We start from the raw sequence: 24,906 nt of genomic DNA, 5'->3' as shown, positions 1-24,906 counted from the left end.
CCCGGGCTTTGCGCTAACCTCGACAATATTTAGGGACAATGCATCATGGGCTTTCGAATCAAGATGAACCCGCACAACACGCTCTTCAATATTGCCTTTTATCATCTGCGCACTGCAGAGGATAAAGTACAAGATGACACGCCTGATGGCCTGACTTTAGATTGTGTGAGCTGCATCGTGTTTACGGCCTTCGCCGTCGAAGCCCTTCTCAATTTTGTCGCCAAAGAAACAGACTATAAAGAAAACCCTGGCGATAAATTTCCCCGGCGTTTGAAGTCTCTCTGCGAGTCCGTTGGAATGGAGTACGACGCTGGTAGACAACCCGTCCAGTCGATTCAAAGACTCCAAGCTATTCGCAACGCTTTGGCCCACGGCAAGCCATACCATTCTGTTTCCGAAGCCAGCTCCAAAGCCGAGCTTGATGCGGCGATGAAGTATGGATGGAGGTCCGACTGCACTCCTGAGGCAGCCCGGCGTTTGTTTGATAATGCGAAAGCCTTTAAGAAGCAGCTACTCGATTGCTCAAAAATACCGCCGGGTCAAGAGCTTGACTGCGCCATCGGCGGGTGGGCCGAAGTGCAACGCCCCACTGCTCCATAGTAGCAATGGGGCGCTCACTTATATGGGGAGTCGTCGCCGATCGCTGCTGTCGCAGGTAAGCGTTACTCTCAAATGCAAACTCACTTTCTATTGTTTGTTAACGAGATGGTGTGAGCGCCCGTCGGATTGTTCTTGACGTCGCCTTGCATAGACGTCTTTCGGCAATTGCTCCAGCACAGAGGGGCCGCCTGCAGGTGGTCTATTATTGAGAACATCAGCGTCACTCGCACTCACGATCTCATCGAAGATGCGTTCCCTGATGCTTTCGAGATCGAGCCCGGATTTGACGAATTCGATAGATCTGAGCCTGGGAAAACGAGCAGCGGTACACAGACTCTGAACATCTGATGCAAACTGGATATGGCGCTGTGCAACCTCACGTGAACCGTTTGATGCTTTCAAAAGCACCGCATCCGTTAAATGCGAGAGATTGCGAGTACGGCACTCTGCACGAACGTATTCTTCGACCGTTTGAGCGGTGTCGACCACGCTGTCTTTCTGCTGGCGCTGTGCCCCGCGCCTCATACTGGCGATCAGATCTTCTGGTATGGATTTGTGCTTGGCCAGCATTGCAATCGCGTCAGCTGAGGCCACCAAACGTACGGGGTCCTCTACCTCGTCACAAAACCCCAAGCGCATGGCCTCATCCGCGCCCATCCATGTTGTCTCATCCATCATGCGTTCTATTTCGGCGGCGGGTTGGCCACTTCTCTTAGCATAAGCCTTCACAAAGTTTTTCCGCTGCTCATCCATCATGTCAGCCAGATTGCGAAGGTCTTTTGCCTCGCCACCCGTCACGGTCCATGGGTTATGGATCATGATCATGGCATTTTCAGGCATGACGATCCTATCCGCCGCCATCAGGATTAACGACGCAGCAGACGCCGCAATACCCTCCACACGACCCGTAATTTTCCCTTTATAACGGGTCAGTTCGTTATAGATGGCGTTCGCCGCAAAAACATCACCGCCAGGCGAGTTAATGGACAGCACAAAATCCTTTCCCCCAGGAGCAAGGCGCTCAAGATCCTTAATGAAAGTCTCTGAGGTAATGCCTCCCGCGCCTATCTCATCGTGAATGCGGATTTCAACACGGGAATTTCTGGCATTGACACTGCTCTTAATGGTGTACCAGGGTTGCTTGTTCATACTCATAAAACCATTTCCTTAAATCGCAGCGCGATCGTCAAACTGCGTAACGGCCGCGCTGCTTGATAGCTAGTAGCTCAAAGAGGGAATCCGAGAATGGCGCGGGGATTGGCATCAGCACGACGCAAGACCGTCTCGCCCGCAGCCTCTAGACGCTCAAACTCGGCCTCTTCTGCCAGTTCCAGCTCATAGAGCTGCGCCTCTAGGCGAGCAAGCTCCGCCCCCTTGTCCGCCACTTGTCGGCCCTCTACGCCCGCTTTCGCAGCGTTAATGAGTATGGAACGGAAGGCTTCGCGGTTGGTGCTGACCAACAACGAAAGCGCGAGATCGGGGACCAGCTTGACACGCTCATCTAGCAACGGCCACTCAGTACCCCCAGTATGACGAGGTTCATAAGCGAGCTCATAGGCAAGATCCGAGAAATTGCGCTCGCTGGTCTTTTCCTTTGCGTTCAACCAGCGATCGACACGAGCGGCTATTCCAGCATCGTCCAGCGCCGCTCCTTTTACCTCGCGAATTTCGGCCTTGAGGGCTGCGATTTGTGTGCGGATCTTGTTCAGCTTTTGTGACATGGTCTCTTATCTCCATCCCAAGGTTTCAAACAGTTCGGTCTGATACACACCGCCCCCAAACTCGTCAGCTACAGCCTTAACAACCCCCTCGCCGACCGAGATTGCGACTTGCCAGGACTCCTCCATACGCTGTTTCTGCGCTTCAATCTGAGCCCGACGGAGTTTTGCCGCCTCGATACGATGGCCGAGAATATTCCAATCGCTGCGTCCATCATTCGCGCTGCTTTTCCGAACGCGTTCACGATCGTTCTCCATGTTTTTAATCTCGGCGTGCACCTGGAGATACTCGTCCGATACGGACATCAATGCCGCATGTGCCGCTTTACGTTGACTGACGAGACGACTCACCTTGTCGATCAATGCCGGACTGAGCTTCGCCATAAACTCAGCGTGAATATCTGACCGGGTTTTTTCAGGCTTGTTGACCTGTCCCATTGCCTTACTCCTTGCCCTCTTAGGGCTGATTGCAGCCTGATGCAAACTCCATAGATTCAGGCTGCGGTTAAGTGCGCGATGCCCGCCCAGTACCGGCTTGGCCGATTGGGTCTGACATTTCGCACGGAACATGTTTTGCTTTGCGCTATTGCTCAGTGAGGTCGGATGAAACACACCACGGCGCACGATGCCCCGCCATCTGCGGGGCATATACGGAGCGGATGCGTATCACCATAGGCGGGCGGCAAATCGTCTCTGATCGAGCAGTAGCCATAAGCCGCCCCCGGTCGGCGCAGATGTATGCACCGCTGACAATTGCTGTCCTCCAATGCCAGGAGGATTTCCGCCTTGTGGGTGCGGATGTAGCGCCTCAGTTCGTCGGTTAAATCGCCCGATACGATGAGCCTGCTGGGCGGACGTACCTCGACGTGCAGGCCAGCCTTGTAGAGCGGAGAGAGTAGGGAGTCCATCAAAACTCCTCCTCTTTGCTCGCCGTAGCAGCGGCATCAGGGGCAGGCAAAACCGCCCGATTAGTGCCCTCTGAGGTCACAATATCGGCGTTATTTTGATTAAGTTGCTCATCCCCAGGGAGTGTGCACCTTAATATTTTTCCGCTCGGCTCATCGCCCGGAAACCCGCATGAATACTGGCTTTGATTAAGATTCTCAAGGTTGGGATTTTTAAGGTAATCATCACCCCCTTGAACACCTAAATAACTCGGGATACGCCATAGCCACATACCGCCACCGCGACGGCCTTTTTCGCCTTCACGATAAGACTCGGCCTTGAGTACCGCGGATGCGCGGCGAATGGTTGCCCACGAATGACCCGCGTCCGACGATTCGGCTTTGATTGCTTTGACGGTCATGGGGCCAGCGGCCAACATGTCGCGCAAGAACTGGGTAGCCTCCTTTAACGCCGTAGCTTCATCGTCCTCAGACTCAGGCCCTTCCACCGCCCCCAGGATGTCGCGGGCAGAGCCCTCGATCTTGTCACCCCACGCGACGCGAGTGGTCTGGATGCCGCTGTCCAGACTGGCCGGTTCGATGAAGTAGGTAACGCCCCCGTCATCTACGGATATGTTGCTCTTGGCCCTCGCCAGAACTCGACCCTCGTGGCCATCCTGCTTGGCAGCGACCAACACTGCCCGAGCGAATGCACCGAAAGCCTGAGAGCCTATAACGCGTTCCTGTGGGGTCGTCCCTGCCGACCCCTTGGAAAAGTGTGTAATACCCAGCACGGCGCAGTTATGTGCGGCAGCGAAGTCCACAACAGCCTGCAATCCCCGGCGTACATCATTAGCGCGGTGCATATCACCAGCCACGGCGCTCACGATCGGATCTACCAGAAGTAAGGATGCGCCCCCGATCGCCGAGACAGCCGCCGTGAGGGTCGGGATATCCCGCGCCGGATCAAATGGCAACATGTCGCCAGTCATTGGATCCGTGACGCCCTGAACAAAGAACACGCGGCGTACGTCTGCGCCACATGCCATCAGGCGCGGTTTAAGCGTGTCGGCAGGGTCATCCTCGCTCGACCAAATCAGGACATTCCCCGGCTCGACACACTGTTGTCCGTCGGGCCAGATTCCCCCGGTGGTGACCGTTGCCGTCAGTCCGAGGGCCAATGTGGTCTTGCCTGTACCCGCAGCGCCAGCCAACAAGCTCAGTTTCCCTCGCGCTACCCATCCATCCCATAACCAATGAATAGGCTTTTCCTCGACGTCGGCCGCACACATCAGCGACACACTCCCAGCTGACACATCCTTGGGGCGTTCGGTAGCGGGTGATGCAGCTATCGCCTCCTGTACGCGCTGCCGCACGGCGTCCAAGCCGGACAAGCGCCCCATGTCGTTGAAATCAGATGGCAGCTTTCCATCTATCTCGGATCCAGTGGCGAACGTGGGCAGGGCTACCAGACCGTTGACGGCGCCCGCGGCCGCAATCGCCGCTTTCTGACCCGTGCCCGAGTTATCCACATCCCCACACACCACAATGCGCACATGGGGCAGCTTGGCGCGCAATGCGGTGGCCACCGAGCCCAAGTTCCCGGCGTTAAATGCCACTGCAACTGGGTGGCCCGTTGCCTCATAGAGGGTCGCACCGGTGGCGTAGCCCTCCACCAGCAGCAGCACATCGACCGGCTTACCACCGAATGCGTAATAGCAGCCGCGCACCTTGCCATGTGTCTTAAAACGCTTGTGGCCATGCGCATCAATGAACTGCAAATTCCACAGTTTGCCGGCCGCATCCCTCAGGGGGACTAACAGGGTTCGCTTGTCGTGGAATTCACGCAGCCCAATCGGTTTTATCTCCTTCGCAGTGCAATAGGGGTTATCGGCCAAAGCATCCCGCGCCTTATCCCAAATAGCTGCGCAAGCTTCAGCAGCAGTCTGATGCTCTCGGGCCTGCTCCTTCGCAGCGGCCATACGTGCGGCCTTGATGCGCTCTCGGTGGGCCTGCCTTTCATGCTCTGAAAGCTGACGCTCCGCCTTTGCGCACCAGGTCTCTTGCAGATCCGTGGCCCAGTCGCCATAAGCGCCAGCAGCAAGACCATCATCGTGCAAAACATACCAACCGCTCTTGCGCCCTGGCTTGTTCGTATCAAAGCGATGCAGCTTGCCGTCGGCCACAATGACTTTCGGCATCAGCCCGACTGCGTGCAGCGCCCCCGAAAATTGTTCCTCAATAGACATAGTGATGGTCATTGATCAGCCTCCGGAACGAAGTGCTTTTCGGCCCAGTCGCTGAGCCCACATGCCTCCAACCGCAGCGACTTAGCTGCAAACTTGATGAGGCCCAGCAACGACATCACGTCCTGAGGCGAAAGCGTTCGATGATTGCTATCCGACTCCGTGTCCACAGCATGGCTGAGCAGAATGCCAGACACCGTCTCGATACCAGCGGCTGCATCAACAGCGTTTTCAGAGAACGTCACGAACGGTCCAGCCCTGCGACGTGCGGCCTCTTGGTGTACCCGGTCGCTAAAGAAATGCTGTGCAGTGTCGATATAAGTAGGCGCACTCATTTGGCCACCTCACCGTTGACGGCAACATCGATCTTGCACGCCAGATCGGACGCGAGCCAAAGAATGTTGTCTCGATCACGTTCGGACAGCGCGTTAAAGCTCTCCTGGCCATTGCCATGCAGCAGCATCAGCAAAGACGACAACTGCGCGGCGTTGTTCTCTGTTTCGAGCGGATCAGTGTGCTGAGTCTGATTAACCATGATGCGCCCCCGAGATGGCTTGAGCGACACCGGTGCAAAAAGCCTGGTTCCAGACATTCGTACGTGCCGTGCATTCGCGCGGATCGGTAGCGCGTACACCCGCCAGATGCAACGCAAGCAGGTGGTCACGCCATGCGGCCAACGTCATCGAGGGCTTGGCATCAGCAAACCAGCGATGAGCAGCGTGTACGGCTTCAGTAGTTGTAAAGGGGAAAGACGTTTGCTCAGAACGAGCGAGGGCATTGGCACGCATAGCGCCTCCTATCGAGTCGTTAGACCCGCTCCTCATCGCCAAATGAGGTGGGCGGGCAGAAAGCAGGGTTGGCGAACCGGCTCGATAGGACACCGGCAGGGCGTGAGCCCTCCCCGCAATCGCCCGCCCAAAGAGGGTGCGCAATAGCGTGCGGACGTAAAAAAACCGCCTGGCGGCGGTCATCCGCCTATCGAAAATCTGGTCGCCAAACCAGGTCGCGTTTGTTTTCGCGACGGCCAAATTATGGCGAAGTATCGTCAGCAGCGCAAGCGTAATCATGCCTCGCCCCCAAGCACATACACACCCACACGATGCGAGTTACCGGATTCGGTGTAGCGTTGCGTCCAATGAGTGCTGATGTCGTAGCCCTGTTTACGGAGCTCGAACACTCGGCGCGGCACATGGAGAATGTCTAGATGGCGGTATGCGTGAACGGTATCTACCGGCCCGCGCTTCAGCGCAGCTAGTAAACGCCCTCGTTGCGCCTCTGCGCTATTCCCGGCAAGAGGCATCGCTTAGCCCTCCACCTTGGAGGCGTTAGCAGCCTGCCATCCAGCGGGATCCGCCAACCATGCACGGATATCCGATACCAGCCAGGCGCTGACACGCGGGGAGAGTTTTAGCGGCTTCGGGAGTCGACCTTCAGCACACCATTTCCATACTGTTGACTTGGCCAGCCCGCTGACTGCTGCAACCACAGGCAAACGAACGTAGCCTGTAGCGGGCAAAGCGGCGGTGTAGGTTTCTGTGCAGTGTACCGGCTTGGTAGACGGTGCGGTACGACCCGGACTTATCGTGGTGGCGTGCATCCCGGATGCGCTCCATGTCATTGATCATGGAGTCAGGATGCTGGACCTACGTAATACAAGATAGGGCAGCTACCAGCTGGCACGCCCCTTTTGCTAGGCAGGCGACCTATTTTTGCTAGCAAACATGCTATCTGGCAGAGGCTTCAAATAGCCATAAATAGTTGATTCCGCTTGCATATCTGAATAGATAGTGTTGTTCTTGCGAGCGAACTCTAATACTGACGGAAGAATGGTACGTACAGCTTGCTGTCGACTTTTCCATTGACCACTATCCGGGAGCATCTCGGTGGCCAATCGTCTCGCTTCTTTGGCAATTACCAGATATTTTTGACTCCGACCAATTCCGCCTAGCCGCCCTAAGCCATTAGAAGCTGGCGCCCCCGCATCAGCGAACAAGGATTGCTTTCCCTCCTCCTCCTGAAGCATTCCAAGGTACCGCAAACCCTCAAGCGCTTGTCGCAAATTGTTCTGATCGATATCCAAAACATCATGTGCCTGCGCCCACAGCACATCGTTCAATCTATTCAATACGAAAGCAGCCATCATAGATACGGGACTGATATCCATGTCAGATGACAAATATCGTTTATAGATAGGTCGCGGTGGATCGTCGACATCAAAAATTCTTAACACAACGAACAAGCCTTCAGCCGTTCCTTGTGCGGGCGGAATCCAATCCGACTCATCGTTAAGTTCCTCCAAAACCTCATCCAGTGATAACCCAACGCCCCCCTGATGCAAAGTCCTGGAGATCTGGAGACGGCGCTCCGGATCTCCACTTCTCAAACCGTCTAGCAGCTCACGCCTGTTTCTGGAGATCTCTTGCTCGCAGTTATTCGCTAGTTGATCCGACAACTTAGTTACCGTCTCCATGCTTAGGCTCTGGCCCGCAAATCGACATCTAGTTTCAATGTAGAGGTCGAACACTTCCCGGTACCAAGCGTTTTCCGGCTGCACATTGATACACCACACCAAATCTCCTGAGGGATCAACTGAGTCATCAAACGAGAAAGCCTTACCCATTCTGCATCGTCCTATGCCGTCCAAATTTGAAGCCAGCACCAGGCCGGTAGACGTTCCGGCTTTTCACCCCGTCGGGTTAGGTGCTGGCATAGACGAATCTATATTCATATAGATGATACTGGACGTATTCACAGCAAGGCCCGCGAAAATTGTTAATGCGGTAATTCATGTCCGGACGGCTGGCCAAGAACCAAAAAACCGACTGTTGCGCAGCGACGGTAGATCGCCTCAGAAGGCGGATTTCCGCCCTGTTTGGCCAATGTTATTTAGGTGATCAAAGGGGGGATGAACATCTTAAAAATCCCAACCTTGAGAATCTTAATCAAAGCCAGTATTCATGCGGGTTTCCGGGCGATGAGCCGGGCGAAAAAATATTAAGGTGCACACTCTCTGGGGATGAGCAACTTAATCAAAAGAAGAGCAGAAATACGCATATTCGATGCGATTGGCTTCCTCTCGGGTTTCGAGATTTCTTAGTATTTCCACTCCCTTCGGAAGTGGAGCCGACAACCGTGGGCCTGAGAGCTGCGCTCGCCGCCGACATGGCAAAACAGGGATAGACGGAAAACCGTCTTTCGCAAATGCGCACACGGTATGCAACTAGGTACCCGGCTTTCAGCGCCCGACACTATGTCCCGTCTGGGTAGAGAATTCCTCAGATATGAGGAATTGAGCCACGGTGCATTGCCGGAATTCCAGCAATCTCGATTCCGGTAATTCCCGGCATCTAGAGGCGACAAATTCTCGGGTGAAAATTCCGCCCTTTGCTCAACCCAAGAGTCCCGAAAACGGAACAGTACCGTTTAAAGGAGGGGGCCTGTGGATAACTCAGACTATCAGAATGACGGCAACGCAGGAATTCCGCGTAGATGACCTAACGAAACGCGAGGTCATCGGGATCAACACCGTGTCTGTGCACCTCAATGATGACGTCGTGTTTCGCAACCGCACCCGGACAAAGACTGCCCGAAGTAACCACAGCGATGGGGTGCGGAAATAGCACCTCACCCCTTTGACCGTTCGTCAGGCCGGAATAGTCTACGAACGTATATGGTCGTCTCCCTCCAATGCCATAAATTTGGGGGCGCTTTTGGGGGCGCAATGAACTTTAAATAACAGAATATCGAGTGTTTATGCGGGTCTCCGAACTTTGTTCCATTCCTTTCACCGCACCACACGCAGTACTAGGGTTCACACAGCAATTTGATGCCGTCAGCGCCGTGTCTTCCTTGCGATCACGCCAATTCGGCATGCAACCGAATACCCAGCGCTCGTACGACCTTCCAAATGGTGGCAAATTCGGGATTACCGTCACCCGAGAGCGCCCGGTAAAGACTCTCCCGCTTAACGCCTGTATCACGGGCAAGTTGACTCATGCCACGCGCACGGGCAATTACACCGAGCGCGTGCGCAATGAATCGCGGATCGTCCCCCGCCTCTTCAAGTGCCGCATCAAGGTAGGCAGCCATTTCCTCATCGGTACGGAGATGGGCGGCAGAGTCCCACGGGCGCGTTTGTATTTTGGTCATGGCAAATCAGTCCAAATCAAGCGAATTGGCAATAACTTTAGCTCGCGCAATATCGGCCTTTTGTGTGCTCTTATCGCCACCACACAGCAATATCACCAACACAGATCCACGCGGAATGTAATACACCCGATAACCCGGACCATAATCGATACGGTCCGCCAGCCTATCCGCCTAAATCCTGAAATTCTGCATTCTCGCCAAGCATCCAGTCGAATCCGACCGATCCTATTAGCGGATAATCCTCAGACGAGGGTTGGATCCATCCGGCCCTCCCAAATGGCCGCTCGGTAATCGGGCTCGCGTATGAATGAGTATGAACACACGAATAAATCTAGGTCGGTCAACGCGCCTAACAAGCAACCGTCACAGGCGATCGTGGTGCAGGGGGTCCGAGCGAGGCATTCAATAGCTCAAAATCATGCGCACCGTATCCGTGTAGCCCCCCGCGGGCACATTATTTTGCGCAGGATTGATAATCGCGCGATAGGGAATTAGCTGAGCAGCACCGTTACCCGTGCCAACCACCATGGTCGTGGTATTCCATACTGTCGAAGTGTCAGGAATGTAGATGTTGTATTGCAGCGCATTGGCGCCGCTCAACATCCTGCGCCAACCGTCCGCCGGATTATTTCCCATATCGAAGCCCACGCTATAAGTAGCCTGCGGCGTACAACGCACCTGGACATTCTGAGTGACAGGCGTGAAAGCCGAAATCAGCGCAGCACTGCCGAAACTTAAATCTGGCGCACTGTCGATAAAACAATCGTTCAATACCTCAAGTGTCACGTTGATCGCTTTCGCATCGCTTTTGGTTTCGTTATGACAGAGGCCAAGGATCTCCTGAGAACAAACACTCCATGACCAGCCCACGTTGATCGTGTCGGTATAAATCCCTTTGGGCAATTGAATGCCCGCCTCGGGTCTCACATACAGAGGCAACGCGCCGCCTGGGGCGGTGAAAAGACTCAGCAGGCCCGTCACCGTCGAGGCATTCCACTTCACGGTCGAGCCGAGGTTATAAATCGTCCCACAGCTTGCATCTGCACAAATCGCATAGGGCAGATAGGCGCCCGCTTCGGCGTTACGCAGGCGGGGCGTTGTTCCCAGCGCATTGCTATTCGTGTTTAACGTGGCATCGATAGTGTTGGTGCTTGATAGGGACGACGAGTTCCCCGTGCATTTAAAGCCCGTACTGCCTTGCGTCGAGGTGGATGGGCTAGCCGCGGCGAACGAACTCAATGTCCCTAAGTTGACCGTACCGTTCGATGCGGTACATGTCGCCGCCCACGCTATCGAGCTGGTCAGCATCGCAATGATGGCAAACCAGACCAGCAATACATGTTTCATGGTGAGCCCTCCAGCGCGCGCAATGCACAGCTCAAGGGCCCGACCTGAGCGATCTGTGTCTGCTTCGGATCGAGCGTAAAGGCGACCTGACATTGCCGTCCCTCGGGCGTAACGACCTTTACGCGGTTGTCGCGTTGCAAGCCTTCAAAATAGGCCTGGCCGTCCCAGCCGACCACACTGCTGACACCACTATTAAGTTCTGTCGCACGACTACCCAACGAGAGCGGCTGGCCATCGGTATCCACCAACGTCACGGTGGCGGACACTCGTGTTTGCAAAGAAAAATCCAATAGAAATCCGCTGCCCTGACTGACGGCCACTCGCTTTTCGGTATCACCGGCGCGCACATTCGCAGGCAATTGCAATGTATCGATCGCGAACTTTGCCGGGGTGTAAGACGTGACCCAAGGAACGAGCAATTGCCCGCGATCATTGGTCTGCCCCATGAGCTGATTTTCATAACGCACGGGCACATTGCCATAGCCTTGTGTGCTGACGACCACAAACGCATCGTTGATTTGATTGCTGGCGAAAACCGCGCCGTCCATCCACACTAGCGAGCCGCTCAGTCCTGCCCAGCGGGTGTAATTTCCGCGCTCGCCATACAGGCCGCCTTGCAGTTGCATAATTTGCGTGCGCCAAGTCATATCCGCCTGCTGATAATGCTGACCGCCACCGCTATAACTCACGTTTGCCCCAATACCACCCTGACTCGGTACTGCGCGGCTCCATGAGACGCGCTCGGTGTAGTTGTGCTCGGAATCGCGCGTCACCGCCGAGCTCATCATGCCGTAACGGTCTAGCGGGATCACAAGCTGCAGCAGCGCGCTATAGCCCTTGGCGCCGAGCTCCTTGTTGACCGATAAATAAACGCTGCTATTGCCCCACAGCGAACGGCTGTACGAGAGATTAAGCAAACGCGTACGGCTGCCATCATCGGCGTGAACGTCGAAATAACCCGTTCCTACGGAGCCCAGACTGTTCAAATTAATCGTCGCAGTCGCTTGATCGCTGCGCCGAGCCAGGCGCGACATCGTGCCTAATGTACTCAGATCGTCATAGTCTCCAACACGTTGCACGCGCTGCAGGGCCAGACCAAAGCGGCCCGAGTAATAGGAATAGCCCGCCAGATACTGCCGGCCGTTTGCATCAGGGCTGCTATTGCTGCGACTGTTGCTGGCCGCCAGACTCAATGTGCCCAATACGCCCACACCAATATCGGCTCCCGCACCGATGAGTTTAAGACCGGTCGCAATTTCTCCGTGGGCGGCGAGCGTCAAATACGGATTTACGCCGTAGCGATAAATCCCACTCGCCGCCGTAGTGCCGTATGAAAAATTGCGCACGCCATAATCCCGCCGCAACTTTCCCACAGACAGATCGAAGTCGCTCAACCCCGGCGCCAGCAGCGTATTCGACACATAAAAGGGCACGCTCGTTGTCACCCGCCTGCCCAAAGCATCCGTCGTCACCACCGTGGCCTGGCCCGCGCCGTTGATATACGGTACGTTAGACAGCGTGAACGGACCTGGCTGCAACTCGGTGCTGCTGGCCTTGGCGCCGTTAATGAAAAGGTCCACAGCGCTGGGCACCGCCGCATCGCCGCTGAAATTCAACATCGGATATGTCACGAGATCGGGGCGCACGGAAAAATCGCGCGAAAAACGTAAGCCTCCCAGACGCACGGAGTTGCTCCAGTTGAGCGAACCGCTGACGTAGTCGCCCAACTGATAACTGAACATATTGCGTTGATCGTTATACCGCCAGTACGTGTCGTAGCGCATATAACTGTCCCGCGCTCCGCCAGACTCGGTACCAGAGCCTAGGTAACGCGTATAGACTCCCGTATTCGAGATCATGCCGAAACCATCAAACAGCCTCTGCTCAGTCAATGCCGACATATACCTCAGCCCGCCATTTGCCGGATCGGAGTAATAGACGTCATAGTTGAACAGCGCCCCGAAGCTGCTGCGCGCCTGTACTGGCGCGATCGGGTTTGTCGCGCCCACGTATTGCATAGGCAGCCAATCGCCAGGCACGGTCAGATGCAGCATCTGACTCGCGCCGTCGTAATCGACCGTCACCCCCGCGAGTTGATCAACTGCCACAGGCCCTGCAGCGCTGGCGGGCACTTGCAGGCCCAGGCTACGCAGGGTGTCGGCCTGCATCCAATAATGGCCATCCCGCTGTTGCATGGGTTCAACGCGAGCACGGTCCTGACCATTCACGGTGACGCCCAGATAGTAATTCAGCACAACGTCCGATTGCATTGCCTCGGGCGCGGGCGGCAACCCTTTAGCGCTATGTGCGGCGTTGGCCGTACACACCATCCATGCCGCCCCTGCAGCGACAATGACCCACGGCACTCGAGACATCGATTCACTGTGCGGGAATGTCGACAGGAGGAGCGTTGTCCGCCAATTGCGCCGACAATTGCATACCGGGTGCAGGCGTCATCACATGGTCTGGCAGTTTCCAACGCATGCGCTGCCCGGCCAGCACGTATCCCAACAGACCATTGTTGAATGTGACTTTCGCACCATTGCCGGACCAACTTACCTGGCTCAGACGCGCGTGCACCGTCCCCTCATTGCTCACATCGAGATAGCGCATGCCATGCACGGTCGTCAATTGCCAACTCAATTTTGGCAACGTCGCACTGGCGGGGTCTCGCTCCATATCGCTGCGTGGCTGCGTCCACACGCCTGAGCCCGTAACAAAAAAGGGCAGCGAATAACGCATCTGAAACCTCACGCCTATACTCTGCGGCTGTGGTTGGGCGGCCGCGTCCGGAACCTCGTCAATCAACAATCGGTAGGAGTCCTCGGCGCGCGTGGGCAGCGGGCCTTGGCGGATCAAGCGCACCAGCTGCCGCTTGCCGGGCTCGATCCGCGCAAAGGGAGGACTGGCCACAATATCCTTCTGTGCGGCGTAGTGGTCCTCGTAGTCGGCTTGACTCCAGGCCATCAAACGCACTTGCATCGTAACGGGATGCTTGCCGCGATTTTCCAGCCATAGCGCCGTCGCCGACTGATCCGATTCCAGCACGGGATTGACCGGCCAGATGAGGAGCGCACTCGCTGCGTGTCCCACACCGCACACCAACATCGACAACGACAAACACCATCGCCATAGCAACCAGCGAAATAATCCAACCATCTCACACTCCGTGCAATGTGCTATTACGAACGCCTCGATCCGCCTCACGGTGCGATTGTTCTCATATAGAACTCAATAACTCAGCTCGACCACGACGGTGTCGCGATACTCGCCAGCAACCGGAAAACCACTGCGATTGAGCATCCGCGCATAGACCGTATAGGTCTGGGTGGATGGCGGAAAATTGTTGATCGTCAACGCCTGTGCGCCCGTACCCCACACGGTCGTACGCTGCGTGTCCTGATATAGCTGATAGGCCAACAACTCGGCACCATTCACTCGCTTGAGATAACGCGCGCTGGTGCTTGCTCCATGCAAACCGCTGCCCAACGCCACGCTCACACTCATGCCTGGCGTGCAGGTCAGTGTGACGGAGCCATTGCCAGCCGTACTCACCGCATCCCGCCCGCTGGAGAGGTCCGTGGCGGTACCGAAATCGATGGTCCCCAAATCGCTCACGGCGCTCGAGGCACTGGTACCGAATACGCAACCGTTGATCACCACCGCCTGCACCTGAAACGCGCGGCTGACGGGGGAGAGATCAGCGGCACTTTGAGCGGTAACGAAGACTAGCAGCCATGGCAGCATCCGCATGACTCACCTCGGTGTCGGTACACGAGCCGCAGGAGGGTGGCGCTCCCCCACCGGGGGCATGGAGCGCTCGGCTACCAGGTCAACGTCGCCAGCAGCGTGTCGGTATACGTGCCCGCAGCGGGCATTACGATTGACTGCTCGGTAGGCTGCGCTCGGCCGAAGAGCATATAGCGAGGCTTATCGGCTGACGGGCCATTGCTCTCCACTGCGACGCCCGCTGAGATGGCAAGATTAAATGCGGAATCCGCATACAATCGATACGCGATTCTGCTGGATGACGAGCTCGTATTCGTCATATAGCGCAGATCGCCGTCCATCTCGCCGTCGATGGTCAGGACGGCCGACGTCAGCCCCTGACTGCATGAGATCTCGAGCGCGGCGTTACCTGACACACCGACAAATTGAGCGTTCTTGGTATTGACCAAATCGCTGTGAGTGCCAAAATCCAGGGTCCCCCATTGTTCTGTCCCGCTACTGGCATCGCTCCCGCTGGTGACCATGCAACTTGGCTCGATGACCATCTGCACGCCGATCTGCCCAGATATCGAACCCGCGTTCGCAATCGACATCTGACCGAACGTGGTCATTACTGCGCAAACGGCTATCCATCTTTTGCTGAACATCATGAGTCTCTCCGCAGGGAAGGGTGGCATCGGGAGCCACGATCAATGAGTTAATGAAATTAATAGACATTTATTGAGACAATAATCTGAAATTTAGCGCTTCCTTCAGAAATTAATCAACACAATTTTTAATTATTTTTGTTTTTATGCGAAATAATCCTTCCTAGTTGCCTGCCCCCCGAGCTCTACCGGGGGGTCTACAATGGGCTGTTACCTGATCACATTGGGCCTGATGCCCGACGCACCATGTCAACTGCGAATCCCACCTACGAAAAGGCCTATTCCGACCAGCGCTTCTGGCGCAAGGCGACGCGCCATGCGTCGGCTGCGGGCCGGCAGGCAGTGGAAAAGGCTCTATGGCTGTACTACGCCGTGAAAAGCCCCGACACGCCCAAATGGGCGCGCCGGGTCATTTATGGCGCACTGGGTTATTTCGTGCTGCCGTTGGACGCCATCCCGGACTTGGCGCCACTCGTTGGCTACACCGATGACCTGAGCGTCATGACCGCGGCGCTGGCGACCGTGGCGTTCTACATCAATGACGACGTCAAACAGCAAGCCAGCGCCAAGCTGCAGGACTGGTTTGGCACCTCAGACAAGACCGACGCGCCACCCACTCATTGATGGTTCCCCCTGCCGCCCCTACGACGGCTTTCCAGAACAACCCGCCGTGGCAAACTCACTGGCTGGCCGAAACCATACGTCTGCGCGAAGAACACTGGGGACCTCTCGAGGACGCCGACGCCGTACGCCACGCCCGCAATGGGCCCGACGCGTTGCAAGACCGCGTCTTGCTGCGCGCACAATGGCTCGGCCGCCGCGAGGGTCTGGATGGGCTGATTGGACGCTGGCGCCAAGGCGCAGTCATCAGCCTGCTGCTATTGCTGTTGATCGCTGTCCTGGCCGGCATCGGTTCAGCAGCGGGCACACTAGGCGATGGAACGCGCCCCGTTAATGTGTTGTGGGCAGTCGGTGCGCTGCTCGGCCTGCATGCGTTGACGTTTTTGCTCTGGCTGGCGTCATTTTTGCTGCGTCCCAGCCAGGCCACCGGGTTAGGACGCCTGTGGCTCTGGGCAACCCGCAAATTTGCGCGCGGCCCCGACGCGGCACTTGTGCCGCAAGCGTTGATGAACCTGCTGGCACGGGCAGGGGCCTTGCGCAGCTTATTCGGTACGATCAGCCACACCCTGTGGCTGGCGGGGCTGGGCGCAGCGCTGATCACCTTGCTGGTGATGCTGTCTACTGCCAGTTATCGCTTTGTCTGGGCGACAACGCTACTGCAACCTGACACCTTCGTTTTTCTGACGCGCGCGCTCGGCTGGTTACCCGCGCAACTGGGCTTCGCCATCCCGGCCGACGACATCGTGCGAGCCAGCGACAACAGTCAGGTTCTGCCTGCAGCGGCACAGGCGCAATGGTCTATCTGGCTCATCGGCGTGATCGTCGTGTATGGCTTGCTGCCCCGGCTCGTTGCCTGGCTGATGTGCCTGACGCAAACGATCCGTGCACAGCGGCGTCTGCATATCGATCCGTCGTTGCCTGGCTACGCCGCATTGCGTGATCGCCTGCTGCCGGCAATACAGTCCAGCGGCATCGACCGGCCGGTCGATCCTTTACATCAACCGCAGATCAGCAGCGGGCGCATCATCGGATCAGACGCGCTGGACGCATTGGACACTCAGCCTCTGTTAGTCGGTTTGGAACTGCCCGCCGATCTGCCCTGGCCGCCTGAGGACGTCCCCGTCGGCGTGGTCGACGCAGGCAATCTGGATTCCCGCGAGCAACGCAATCGTTTGCAGGATGCATTGGCCCAAAGCCATACCCCGCGTCTGCTGGTCGCGTGCGACGCCCGCCAGACGCCTGATCGTGGCACGCTGGGACTGATCGCCTCGCTGACGGACAAGGCCAGTCAGACGCGCGTATGGTTATACACAGACCAGGCGCATTCCTCGTCATCGAGCCGCCTGCAAACATGGCGCGAACGCCTCATGGCGGCAGGCATGGCGCCGACTGCCATAGTGCAAAATACCGACCATCCCCTGCGCTGGCTGGAGACGGGCAATGACTGATCCGATGCTGAAAATCGCAGTCGTTGGACACACCAATACCGGCAAGACGTCGTTGCTGCGCACGCTGACGCGCAATAGCGAATTCGGTCAGGTCGCAGATAGTCCTGGCACCACCCGCCATGTCGAGGGCGCACGCCTGAAATTGGATGGCAGGCCTGTGCTGGAATGGTTTGACACCCCAGGCATGGAAGACAGCATCGCCTTGCTGGAGTACCTCGAAAGACTCGACGACCCCGATACGCGTCGCGATGGTCCCGCACGCATTCGCCGTTTTCTGGATTCGCCGGAGGCGCACCGGCGCTACGAACAAGAAGCTCGCGTATTGACCAAAATGCTGGACTGCGATGCAGCCCTGTACGTGATCGACGCACGCGATCCTGTGCTGAGCAAACATCGGGACGAATTGGCCCTGCTGGCGGCATGCGGCAGGCCCCTGTTGCCGGTGTTGAATTTCGTCAATGCGCCGGCACACCGTGCCGATGAATGGCGCGAGGCGATGTCGCGTCTGGGGTTGCATGCAGCCCTGGAGTTCGACACGGTGGCGCCTCCTCTCGATGGCGAACGCCAGTTGTATGCCAAATTGGCGGTCTTGCTCGATCGTCATGCTGCGACACTTCATCGCCTCTCGGATGCGCTGGTACGCCAGCGCACCGAACGCAGCCAAGCCGCCTGGCAATTGGCCGCGGACCTGTTGATAGACGTAGCCGCGCTACGGACAGCCAGCCCGCCCGATGACGAGGCCCTGCAGACACACGCCGCCACGCTACGTGACCAAGTGCGGCGTCGCGAACAGGCCTGCGTCGATGCCTTGCTCGCGCTATACAACTTTCACCGCAGCGATTATGCCGACGATGATCTGCCATTGACCGACACCCGGTGGGGCATGGATCTGTTTCACCCACAGGCTCTGAAAGACATGGGGATCCAGCTAGGTACCGGCATGGCCGCGGGCGCCATGGCTGGCGCCGCCGTCGATATGCTCAGCGCAGGCCTGAGCCTGGGTACCGGCATGCTGATCGGCGCGGCCGCAGGAGGCCTCTGGCAGGGCGTCGAACGCTTTGGCGGGCGGCTGATGGGCAAACTGCGCGGCTATCGCGAAATCACCATTGACGATGCAGTATTACGCCTGTTGGCAATGCGGCAACGTCAGCTGATCAACGCATTGGAGCGCCGCGGCCATGCCGCACGCGATCCCGTCCATCTGGATCGGCCTGCCGACGACGCATGGCGCTCGGGCCGCCTGCCCGACGTCCTGAAAGAAGCCCGCAGCCGCCCCGAGTGGTCCGCATTGAACAAGGGCCACGAGGACGACGAACGCCGCAAGCGCACCGTGGCTGAGCTGGCACGCATTCTGGCGGCGCAGGATGGCACATCCTGAGCCAGTGCATCTGGGGAAATCTGCCGCCCAGCCCAGGCTTTGCCAATCGCCTCACGCCCACATACACCCGGGTTTTTCACTAGCCGCAACCGAGTACTAACCCCAAGCCAAAACAGTTGACGCTTAAATCACTGCCTCTATAAGATTCGACGTACCTTGGCAGCACTTATCCCACGCCAGGCAACCGAATCACCCGAGGCCAGGTCTATCGTGAACACGACGTCCTACGCAGTGATCGCCGTCACCGTTGCGCACCACCTTGCGCACGCCGCCGTCCATCGTCCCCTGCGAGGCCTCGCATCGTCATAAGCAATATGCCGAGCCCCCGGCCTGCACAAACCCTAGGGGCGGGGGCCCTGTTACTTCTGTCGCGCAATCCGCGCATTACACGGAGCACAAAGGGCTATGCGTATCACACCTATCATCAAGCGTTCGGCGCTGGCGCTGGCCATTTGCGCCGCGACATTTGCGGGCGCCGCACATGCCAAGACCTTGCATTGGGCCTATCAGGGCGATGCCACGTCGATGGACCCCATGGCGTTAAACGAAACCTTTACGCTGGGCTTTCAGGGCAACATCTACGAGACGCTCGCCGGTTACGACGGCGACATGAAACTCGTCCCGCTATTGGCGGAGAGTTGGGAAAATACCGAGCCGACGAAATGGGTGTTCAAGCTCCGCAAGGGAGTCAAGTTTCATGACGGCTCGCCCTTTACGGCAGACGATGTGATTTTCTCGTGGAAGCGCAGCATGACGCCGGGCTCGGACATGAAGGGCTACGGCGCCAAAGCTTCCGAAGTCAAGAAAATCGATGACTACACGATAGAGGTCACAACGCCTACCCCCAACCCGATTTTGCCGCGCGAATGGACCTTTCTCTACATCATGAGCAAATCATGGTCCGAGAAAAACAAAACCACCGAGGCCACGAACGTCAAAGGGGACAACCAGGGCAACTACGCCAACCTGCATGCCAATGGCACCGGACCATTCGTCCTGGTAGAGCGCCAACCCGATGTAAAAACCACGCTCAAACGCTTTGACGGCTATTGGAATAAGGACATCAAGACCAACATCGACGAAGTCGTCTTCCAACCGATCACGCAAGAGGCCACGCGTGTCGCGGCACTGATCTCGGGCGAGATGGACATCGTGCAGCCCGTGCCGGTACAGGATTGGAAACGCCTGGAAGACGCCCCCGGCGTGAAACCCTTGACCGAGCCCGAGGCCCGTACCGTGTTCATCGGGATGGACCAACATCGCGACGAACTGCTGTACTCGAACATCAAGGGTAAAAACCCCTTCAAAGATGCCCGCGTGCGCGAGGCAGTCGTTCTGGCAGTAGACGTCAATGCCATCAACCAAAAGATCATGCGCGGCGCTGCCAAACCCCTGGGCTCGTTAGTTGCGACCTCGGTCAACGGCTACGATGCCTCCTATGGCGAACCCTACAAACCCGATCCCGCCCAGGCCAAGAAACTGCTGGCCGATGCCGGCTATCCCGATGGCTTTACCGTCACACTGGACTGCCCCAACGATCGCTACGTCAACGACGAAAAGATCTGCCAGGCTGTCGCCGGCATGCTGGCGCGCATCGGCATCAAGATCAATCTGCTCGCGCAGACCAAGTCCAAGTACTTCGGAAAAATTCTGCTGCAAGCCGGCAACGACACCAGCATGTACATGCTCGGCTGGACGCCGAGCTCCACCGATGCCCACAACGTGCTGTTGAACCTGACGTCGTGCCGAGACAGCAAGACAGCAGCAGGCCAGTTCAATCTCGGCGGCTATTGCAATCCGAAAGTCGACGAGCTCACCAACAAGATCGGCGTGGAAACCGATCAGGCAAAACGCAATGCCATGATCAAAGAAGCCTTTGAGATCGTGCGCAAAGACTACGGCTACCTGCCCTTGCATCAGCAACCGATGTCATGGGGTATCAAAGATTCGCTCCAAGTCGTGCAACGCGCCGACGATGTATTGGACCTACGCAACGTCGTCATGCCTTGACGAACCGCTGCGCGAGGATGAGCAGACTGATCAGGACAAGACTCGCTGGTTATCTCGCATCTTTGCGCAGCGCGGGACAAGCTGAATTCATGTCTCGCGCGGCAGGCTCGATCCCTGCTGCGCGATGCACCGCTTACGAAAACACGATACGCACGAACCGTCACATCCCACGTATCTGATTTTCCCCTCACGGAATCCGCTCATGCTGGCTTTTATCGGGCGACGCCTGCTGCAATCGGTCCTGGTCATGTTGACCGTCGCGCTCATTGCCTTTGCCATGTTCCGCTATGTTGGCGACCCGATCGTCAGCATGGTAGGGCAAGACACCACCGAGGCTCAACGCGCCGAGCTGCGCGAAAGTTTAGGACTCAATGATCCATTCGTCGTACAGTATGCGCGCTTTGTCAGCAACGCTGCACAGGGAAATTTCGGCATCTCGTATCGGCAGCGCCAACCTGTCAGCGACCTCATCGAGCAGCGCCTGCCTGCCACGTTGGAGCTATCTTTTGTCTCTGCGTTGATGGCCTTGGCCTTTGGCATTCCCATGGGCATCTATACCGCGCTGCGCCGCCACGGCGTACTGTCCAGGGCTTTCATGGCCTTATCGTTGGCAGGCATTTCCTTGCCGACTTTTCTGATCGGCATTTTGCTCATCCTGGTATTCAGCGTGCAGTTGCGTTGGCTGCCCAGCTTCGGGCGCGGTGAAGTCATCGCCATCGGCGGCTGGACGACGGGTCTGCTCACGCCATCGGGTCTGGCTGCACTGATCCTGCCGGCGATCACGCTGGCCTTGTTTCAAATGACGCTGATCATGCGTCTGGTACGCGCCGAGATGCTGGAGATCCTGCGCGCGGACTTCATCAAATTCGCCCGTGCACGCGGCCTGCCGCAGCGCTTGATCAATTTCCGCCACGCATTAAAAAACACGCTGGTTCCCGTGATCACCATTACGGGCCTGCAGTTGGGCTCCATCATCGCCTTTGCCATCATTACGGAAACCGTGTTCCAGTGGCCCGGCATGGGGCTGCTCTTCATCCAGGCCATCAGCACCGTCGATATCCCGGTGATGGCCGCCTATCTGGTATTGACTGCGTTCTTTTTTGTGCTGATCAATCTCATCGTCGACATTCTGTATGTCGTCGTCGACCCGCGCCTGCGCGTGCAAAGCAAGTGAAGGAGCATTCATGATTGCCCGCATGGCCCCATTGTTTGCACGCGCGGCCGACAGCGACCTTTGGTATAGCTTCAAACGCACACCCAGCGCCGTCATTTCTGCCGTCATCACTCTGGTCATCGTGATCGGTGCACTTTGCGCACCGATCATCGCACCACACAATCCGTTCGATCTGGCATCGTTGAATATCATGGATGCCAACACACCACCGGCGTGGAACCCCGATGGCACGGCCGACTTTTTACTCGGTACCGATGATCAGGGCCGCGACATTTTGTCGGCGATTCTGTATGGCTCTCGCGTATCACTGTTTGTTGGCTTTGCATCGGTGCTGTTTTCCATGGTGCTGGGCGTCTCGCTGGGTTTGATCAGCGGTTACGTTGGCGGCCGTGTCGACAGCATCATCATGCGTATCGCCGACGTACAACTATCATTCCCCGCGATTTTGATCGCGCTATTGATCGACGGCGTGGCACGCGGTCTCTTGCCGCGCGACATGCACGATCAATTGGCGCTGTATGTGTTGATCTTTGCCATCGGTATTTCGGGTTGGGTGCAGTACGCGCGAACGGTGCGCGGCTCGACCATGGTCGAGCGCAACAAAGAATACGTGCAGGCCGCCAAACTGATAGGCATTGGTCCGTTGACGATTTTGCGCCGGCATATCTTGCCCAATGTCATGGGCCCGGTACTGGTCATCGCCACCATCCATCTGGCCATTGCCATCATCACCGAAGCCACGCTGTCGTTCCTGGGCGTTGGGGTTCCGCCCACCGCGCCATCGCTGGGCACCTTGATTCGTATCGGCAACAGCTATCTGTTTTCCGGAATGTGGTGGATATCGATTTTCCCAGGCATTGCCCTGGTCGCATTGGTGTTGTCAGTCAACCTGCTGGGTGATTGGCTACGCGACGCACTCAATCCCAAATTGCGCTAAAGGACTGTCATGGCATTACTTGATATTGCCCGCATGCGCATCGAATTCGCCAGCCGGCGCGGTACCCTGGTCGCCGTCGATGGCGTATCGCTCTCGCTGGATCGTGGCGAAATTCTCGGCGTGGTCGGGGAGTCCGGCGCGGGAAAATCCACCATTGGCAACGCCGTCATCGGCCTGTTGGAATATCCAGGCCGCCTGGCCGGCGGCGAGGTGCATCTGGATGGACAACGCATCGATACCTTGTCCGAATCCGAAAAACGCAAAGTGCGAGGACGTCGCATCGGCATGATCTTTCAAGACCCGCTGACATCGCTGGACCCGTTGCAAACCGTAGAAAGCCAGTTAGTGGAAACCATGCTCGTGCATCTGGATTTAAGCCACGCACAAGCTCAACAACGTGCGGTTGATCTGCTCAGGCAAGTCGGCATCGACCAGCCAGAACTGCGCGTCAAACAGTATCCGCATCAGTTCTCGGGGGGAATGCGTCAACGTGTGGTGATCGCGCTGGCCTTGTGCTGCGAACCCGAGATCATCATTGCCGACGAACCCACCACGGCGCTGGACGTATCGATTCAAGCCCAGATCCTCGATCTGCTGCGCAAGCTATGTAAAGAAAAACAGGTCGGCATGATCATCATCACGCACGACATGGGCGTGATCGCAGACATCACCGATCGTGTCGCCGTGCTCTATCGCGGCAAACTGGTCGAGCATGGCCCCACCGCAAAAATCCTGGGCAACCCCGATCACGCCTACACACGCAGTTTGATATCGGCCGTTCCTCGCCCCGATATCAAACTGCGGCGTTTCCCCTTGGTGACCTACATCGAAGACGTCAAGACTCCGGTCAAACCGATGGACGTGGCCACGCACTGGTTAGGCCAACGGCGTGATTTTGGCGAACGTACCGATGGGCCACTGGTGCAGGTGCAAGACATCGGCATGCGCTTCGTGCTCAAAAGCGCCTTTCTGGCGCGCAATCGCCGCACGCTGGATGCCGTCAAGCAAGTCAACTTATCCATTGCACAGGGCGAAGTCTTTGGCCTGGTAGGCGAATCGGGCTCAGGCAAATCGACCGTAGCACGATTGATCAGCGGGCTATATACCCCCAGCAGCGGATCCGTGACTTTCAATGGCACCAACCTCACCGCGTTAAAAGACGAAAAACGTATGAACGCCTTTCGACGCCAAATCCAGATGGTGTTCCAGGACCCGTTTTCATCGCTCAACCCACGCATGCGCGTACTCGACATCGTCGCAGAGCCGATTCGATTTCACAAACTGGCCGATAACGAAACACAGGTGCGTAGTGTTGTATCCGACTTGCTCGATGTAGTCGGACTCGGCACGAACGCTGCGCCCCGCTATCCACACGAGTTTTCCGGCGGACAGCGCCAACGCATATGTATCGCCCGCGCGTTGGCAACACGCCCGCGCTTTCTGATCTGCGACGAGCCTACCTCGGCATTGGACGTATCCATCCAGGCGCAGATCCTGAATCTGCTCAAAGACCTGCAGGAACAACTGGGCCTGACCATGCTGTTCATCAGCCACGACCTCCCGGTCATCCGCCAGATGTGCGACCGTGTAGGCGTCATGCGTCACGGAGAACTACTAGAGGTCGCAGACACCGAAACCCTATTCAAGACCCCGCAGCACGACTACACCCGCCACCTATTGAACCTGATGCCGCAATTACAAGCCATGTCCCGGGAATCCCTGGAGATCGAGGCAACCACCGTCTGACACGATTGCCCGAGAGCACACACCTGCAGCCGACACATCGACGATCTCACAAACTCGCCAGCCCGCCAGACAAAGTCCATACCCGCCGCCTTTGAACCAGCATCCGTTGTTCATCTCAATCGCGAGTCCCGGGCGCGTGCCGGCCTGCTGCGCCGGGCCGTAGAGCACGGATTTAGCCTCGCGCAGCGAGGCCGAGCCCCCTGCTCATGGGCCGAGTCCGTGCGATAGGCCCGGCGCCCCGCCCAGGCACGCGACNGGGACGCCTCCATAGA

The 24,906-nt window shown here is 57.2% G+C and carries 24 protein-coding genes and 1 pseudogene; 8 read left to right on the top strand and 17 right to left on the bottom strand.

Annotated features, from left to right (window positions below; translation table 11 throughout):
• Nucleotides 1-45 precede the first annotated feature (45 nt).
• Nucleotides 46-600: a hypothetical protein gene (locus ACNA0J_RS00125; protein WP_415815195.1), complete on the top strand. Its 555-nt coding sequence runs from the start codon at nt 46-48 to the stop codon at nt 598-600.
• Nucleotides 601-687: 87 nt separating this feature from the next.
• Here the strand turns inward: ACNA0J_RS00125 and ACNA0J_RS00120 are convergent, their stop codons facing one another.
• The 17 genes and pseudogenes from ACNA0J_RS00120 to ACNA0J_RS00040 form a co-directional block, all read right to left on the bottom strand.
• Nucleotides 688-1,755, bottom strand: coding sequence for a head maturation protease, ClpP-related (locus ACNA0J_RS00120; protein WP_415815193.1), 1,068 nt, complete (start codon nt 1,753-1,755; stop codon nt 688-690).
• A gap of 71 nt (nt 1,756-1,826) precedes the next feature.
• Complete coding sequence (locus tag ACNA0J_RS00115; protein WP_415815191.1) at nt 1,827-2,321, bottom strand: hypothetical protein; 495 nt, start codon at nt 2,319-2,321, stop codon at nt 1,827-1,829.
• A gap of 6 nt (nt 2,322-2,327) precedes the next feature.
• A complete protein-coding gene (locus ACNA0J_RS00110) occupies nt 2,328-2,756 on the bottom strand; it encodes a hypothetical protein (protein WP_415815189.1) in 429 nt (142 codons plus the stop codon).
• 469 nt (nt 2,757-3,225) lie between these two features.
• Nucleotides 3,226-5,463: an AAA family ATPase gene (locus ACNA0J_RS00105; RefSeq protein ID WP_415815187.1), complete on the bottom strand. Its 2,238-nt coding sequence runs from the start codon at nt 5,461-5,463 to the stop codon at nt 3,226-3,228.
• Nucleotides 5,460-5,783, bottom strand: a complete 324-nt coding sequence (locus tag ACNA0J_RS00100) for a hypothetical protein (RefSeq protein WP_415815185.1) — start codon at nt 5,781-5,783, stop codon at nt 5,460-5,462. The genes ACNA0J_RS00105 and ACNA0J_RS00100 overlap by 4 nt, the downstream gene beginning before the upstream one ends.
• Nucleotides 5,780-5,983 carry a hypothetical protein gene (locus tag ACNA0J_RS00095; protein WP_415815183.1) on the bottom strand — a complete coding sequence of 68 codons (204 nt, stop codon included), beginning with the start codon at nt 5,981-5,983 and terminating at the stop codon, nt 5,780-5,782. Before ACNA0J_RS00095 ends, ACNA0J_RS00100 begins: the two co-directional genes overlap by 4 nt.
• Entirely contained in the window at nt 5,976-6,236 is a 261-nt protein-coding gene (locus tag ACNA0J_RS00090; protein ID WP_415815181.1) for a hypothetical protein, read from the bottom strand. The genes ACNA0J_RS00095 and ACNA0J_RS00090 overlap by 8 nt, the downstream gene beginning before the upstream one ends.
• A 275-nt stretch (nt 6,237-6,511) precedes the next feature.
• Nucleotides 6,512-6,748, bottom strand: coding sequence for a helix-turn-helix domain-containing protein (locus tag ACNA0J_RS00085; protein ID WP_415815179.1), 237 nt, complete (start codon nt 6,746-6,748; stop codon nt 6,512-6,514).
• A gap of 3 nt (nt 6,749-6,751) precedes the next feature.
• Nucleotides 6,752-7,045 carry a helix-turn-helix transcriptional regulator gene (locus ACNA0J_RS00080; protein WP_415816461.1) on the bottom strand — a complete coding sequence of 98 codons (294 nt, stop codon included), beginning with the start codon at nt 7,043-7,045 and terminating at the stop codon, nt 6,752-6,754.
• A 93-nt stretch (nt 7,046-7,138) separates the two neighbouring features.
• A complete protein-coding gene (locus ACNA0J_RS00075; RefSeq protein ID WP_415815177.1) occupies nt 7,139-8,068 on the bottom strand; it encodes a hypothetical protein in 930 nt (309 codons plus the stop codon).
• A 1,235-nt stretch (nt 8,069-9,303) separates the two neighbouring features.
• On the bottom strand, nt 9,304-9,597 hold the full coding sequence (locus ACNA0J_RS00070) for an addiction module antidote protein (protein ID WP_415815175.1): 294 nt from the start codon (nt 9,595-9,597) through the stop codon (nt 9,304-9,306).
• Nucleotides 9,598-9,603: 6 nt separating this feature from the next.
• A pseudogene (locus ACNA0J_RS00065) lies at nt 9,604-9,750 on the bottom strand (type II toxin-antitoxin system RelE/ParE family toxin); the annotation flags it as partial.
• 249 nt (nt 9,751-9,999) lie between these two features.
• Nucleotides 10,000-10,944 (bottom strand): Csu type fimbrial protein, encoded by a 945-nt coding sequence (locus ACNA0J_RS00060; protein ID WP_415815173.1) that lies wholly within the window; start codon nt 10,942-10,944, stop codon nt 10,000-10,002.
• The gene (locus tag ACNA0J_RS00055; RefSeq protein WP_415815171.1) at nt 10,941-13,319 is read right to left on the bottom strand and encodes a fimbria/pilus outer membrane usher protein; all 2,379 of its coding nucleotides are present in this window, start codon (nt 13,317-13,319) and stop codon (nt 10,941-10,943) included. Before ACNA0J_RS00055 ends, ACNA0J_RS00060 begins: the two co-directional genes overlap by 4 nt.
• Before the next feature lie 4 nt (nt 13,320-13,323).
• Nucleotides 13,324-14,103: a fimbrial biogenesis chaperone gene (locus ACNA0J_RS00050; protein WP_415815169.1), complete on the bottom strand. Its 780-nt coding sequence runs from the start codon at nt 14,101-14,103 to the stop codon at nt 13,324-13,326.
• Nucleotides 14,104-14,175: 72 nt separating this feature from the next.
• Nucleotides 14,176-14,697 (bottom strand): Csu type fimbrial protein, encoded by a 522-nt coding sequence (locus tag ACNA0J_RS00045; RefSeq protein WP_415815167.1) that lies wholly within the window; start codon nt 14,695-14,697, stop codon nt 14,176-14,178.
• 71 nt (nt 14,698-14,768) lie between these two features.
• Nucleotides 14,769-15,323 (bottom strand): Csu type fimbrial protein, encoded by a 555-nt coding sequence (locus ACNA0J_RS00040; RefSeq protein WP_415815165.1) that lies wholly within the window; start codon nt 15,321-15,323, stop codon nt 14,769-14,771.
• 243 nt (nt 15,324-15,566) lie between these two features.
• On the opposite strand from ACNA0J_RS00040, the gene ACNA0J_RS00035 reads away from it, so the two are divergent.
• The 7 genes from ACNA0J_RS00035 to ACNA0J_RS00005 all read left to right on the top strand — a co-directional run bounded on the left by ACNA0J_RS00035 (nt 15,567) and on the right by ACNA0J_RS00005 (nt 24,634).
• The gene (locus ACNA0J_RS00035) at nt 15,567-15,944 is read left to right on the top strand and encodes a YkvA family protein (RefSeq protein WP_415815163.1); all 378 of its coding nucleotides are present in this window, start codon (nt 15,567-15,569) and stop codon (nt 15,942-15,944) included.
• On the top strand, nt 15,944-17,389 hold the full coding sequence (locus ACNA0J_RS00030) for a DUF2868 domain-containing protein (RefSeq protein ID WP_415815161.1): 1,446 nt from the start codon (nt 15,944-15,946) through the stop codon (nt 17,387-17,389). Before ACNA0J_RS00035 ends, ACNA0J_RS00030 begins: the two co-directional genes overlap by 1 nt.
• Complete coding sequence (locus ACNA0J_RS00025; RefSeq protein ID WP_415815159.1) at nt 17,382-18,767, top strand: GTPase/DUF3482 domain-containing protein; 1,386 nt, start codon at nt 17,382-17,384, stop codon at nt 18,765-18,767. Before ACNA0J_RS00030 ends, ACNA0J_RS00025 begins: the two co-directional genes overlap by 8 nt.
• A gap of 405 nt (nt 18,768-19,172) precedes the next feature.
• Nucleotides 19,173-20,777 (top strand): ABC transporter substrate-binding protein, encoded by a 1,605-nt coding sequence (locus ACNA0J_RS00020; protein WP_415815157.1) that lies wholly within the window; start codon nt 19,173-19,175, stop codon nt 20,775-20,777.
• A gap of 202 nt (nt 20,778-20,979) precedes the next feature.
• Entirely contained in the window at nt 20,980-21,951 is a 972-nt protein-coding gene (locus tag ACNA0J_RS00015) for an ABC transporter permease (RefSeq protein ID WP_094824062.1), read from the top strand.
• Between the two features lie 10 nt (nt 21,952-21,961).
• Nucleotides 21,962-22,888, top strand: coding sequence for an ABC transporter permease (locus ACNA0J_RS00010; protein WP_415815156.1), 927 nt, complete (start codon nt 21,962-21,964; stop codon nt 22,886-22,888).
• A gap of 9 nt (nt 22,889-22,897) precedes the next feature.
• Entirely contained in the window at nt 22,898-24,634 is a 1,737-nt protein-coding gene (locus ACNA0J_RS00005) for a dipeptide ABC transporter ATP-binding protein (RefSeq protein ID WP_415815154.1), read from the top strand.
• Nucleotides 24,635-24,906 lie beyond the last annotated feature (272 nt).

It is taken from the genome of Bordetella tumbae, from assembly GCF_965139195.1.
In the GTDB taxonomy this organism is placed as follows: Bacteria; Pseudomonadota; Gammaproteobacteria; order Burkholderiales; family Burkholderiaceae_B; genus Bordetella_A; species Bordetella_A tumbae.
The sequence above is the reverse complement of the archived record's forward strand: the minus strand, read 5'-3'. Positions and strand labels throughout refer to the sequence as shown.

Excerpts from the sequence above, each read along its gene's own strand:
- ACNA0J_RS00125 (WP_415815195.1), top strand. The coding sequence starts at position 46 with ATGGGCTTTCGAATCAAGATGAACCCGCACAACACGCTCTTCAATATT.
- ACNA0J_RS00120 (WP_415815193.1), bottom strand. The coding sequence starts at position 1,755 with ATGAGTATGAACAAGCAACCCTGGTACACCATTAAGAGCAGTGTCAAT.
- ACNA0J_RS00115 (WP_415815191.1), bottom strand. The coding sequence starts at position 2,321 with ATGTCACAAAAGCTGAACAAGATCCGCACACAAATCGCAGCCCTCAAG.
- ACNA0J_RS00110 (WP_415815189.1), bottom strand. The coding sequence starts at position 2,756 with ATGGGACAGGTCAACAAGCCTGAAAAAACCCGGTCAGATATTCACGCT.
- ACNA0J_RS00105 (WP_415815187.1), bottom strand. The coding sequence starts at position 5,463 with ATGACCATCACTATGTCTATTGAGGAACAATTTTCGGGGGCGCTGCAC.
- ACNA0J_RS00100 (WP_415815185.1), bottom strand. The coding sequence starts at position 5,783 with ATGAGTGCGCCTACTTATATCGACACTGCACAGCATTTCTTTAGCGAC.
- ACNA0J_RS00095 (WP_415815183.1), bottom strand. The coding sequence starts at position 5,983 with ATGGTTAATCAGACTCAGCACACTGATCCGCTCGAAACAGAGAACAAC.
- ACNA0J_RS00090 (WP_415815181.1), bottom strand. The coding sequence starts at position 6,236 with ATGCGTGCCAATGCCCTCGCTCGTTCTGAGCAAACGTCTTTCCCCTTT.
- ACNA0J_RS00085 (WP_415815179.1), bottom strand. The coding sequence starts at position 6,748 with ATGCCTCTTGCCGGGAATAGCGCAGAGGCGCAACGAGGGCGTTTACTA.
- ACNA0J_RS00080 (WP_415816461.1), bottom strand. The coding sequence starts at position 7,045 with ATGCACGCCACCACGATAAGTCCGGGTCGTACCGCACCGTCTACCAAG.
- ACNA0J_RS00075 (WP_415815177.1), bottom strand. The coding sequence starts at position 8,068 with ATGGGTAAGGCTTTCTCGTTTGATGACTCAGTTGATCCCTCAGGAGAT.
- ACNA0J_RS00070 (WP_415815175.1), bottom strand. The coding sequence starts at position 9,597 with ATGACCAAAATACAAACGCGCCCGTGGGACTCTGCCGCCCATCTCCGT.
- ACNA0J_RS00060 (WP_415815173.1), bottom strand. The coding sequence starts at position 10,944 with ATGAAACATGTATTGCTGGTCTGGTTTGCCATCATTGCGATGCTGACC.
- ACNA0J_RS00055 (WP_415815171.1), bottom strand. The coding sequence starts at position 13,319 with ATGTCTCGAGTGCCGTGGGTCATTGTCGCTGCAGGGGCGGCATGGATG.
- ACNA0J_RS00050 (WP_415815169.1), bottom strand. The coding sequence starts at position 14,103 with ATGGTTGGATTATTTCGCTGGTTGCTATGGCGATGGTGTTTGTCGTTG.
- ACNA0J_RS00045 (WP_415815167.1), bottom strand. The coding sequence starts at position 14,697 with ATGCGGATGCTGCCATGGCTGCTAGTCTTCGTTACCGCTCAAAGTGCC.
- ACNA0J_RS00040 (WP_415815165.1), bottom strand. The coding sequence starts at position 15,323 with ATGATGTTCAGCAAAAGATGGATAGCCGTTTGCGCAGTAATGACCACG.
- ACNA0J_RS00035 (WP_415815163.1), top strand. The coding sequence starts at position 15,567 with ATGTCAACTGCGAATCCCACCTACGAAAAGGCCTATTCCGACCAGCGC.
- ACNA0J_RS00030 (WP_415815161.1), top strand. The coding sequence starts at position 15,944 with ATGGTTCCCCCTGCCGCCCCTACGACGGCTTTCCAGAACAACCCGCCG.
- ACNA0J_RS00025 (WP_415815159.1), top strand. The coding sequence starts at position 17,382 with ATGACTGATCCGATGCTGAAAATCGCAGTCGTTGGACACACCAATACC.
- ACNA0J_RS00020 (WP_415815157.1), top strand. The coding sequence starts at position 19,173 with ATGCGTATCACACCTATCATCAAGCGTTCGGCGCTGGCGCTGGCCATT.
- ACNA0J_RS00015 (WP_094824062.1), top strand. The coding sequence starts at position 20,980 with ATGCTGGCTTTTATCGGGCGACGCCTGCTGCAATCGGTCCTGGTCATG.
- ACNA0J_RS00010 (WP_415815156.1), top strand. The coding sequence starts at position 21,962 with ATGATTGCCCGCATGGCCCCATTGTTTGCACGCGCGGCCGACAGCGAC.
- ACNA0J_RS00005 (WP_415815154.1), top strand. The coding sequence starts at position 22,898 with ATGGCATTACTTGATATTGCCCGCATGCGCATCGAATTCGCCAGCCGG.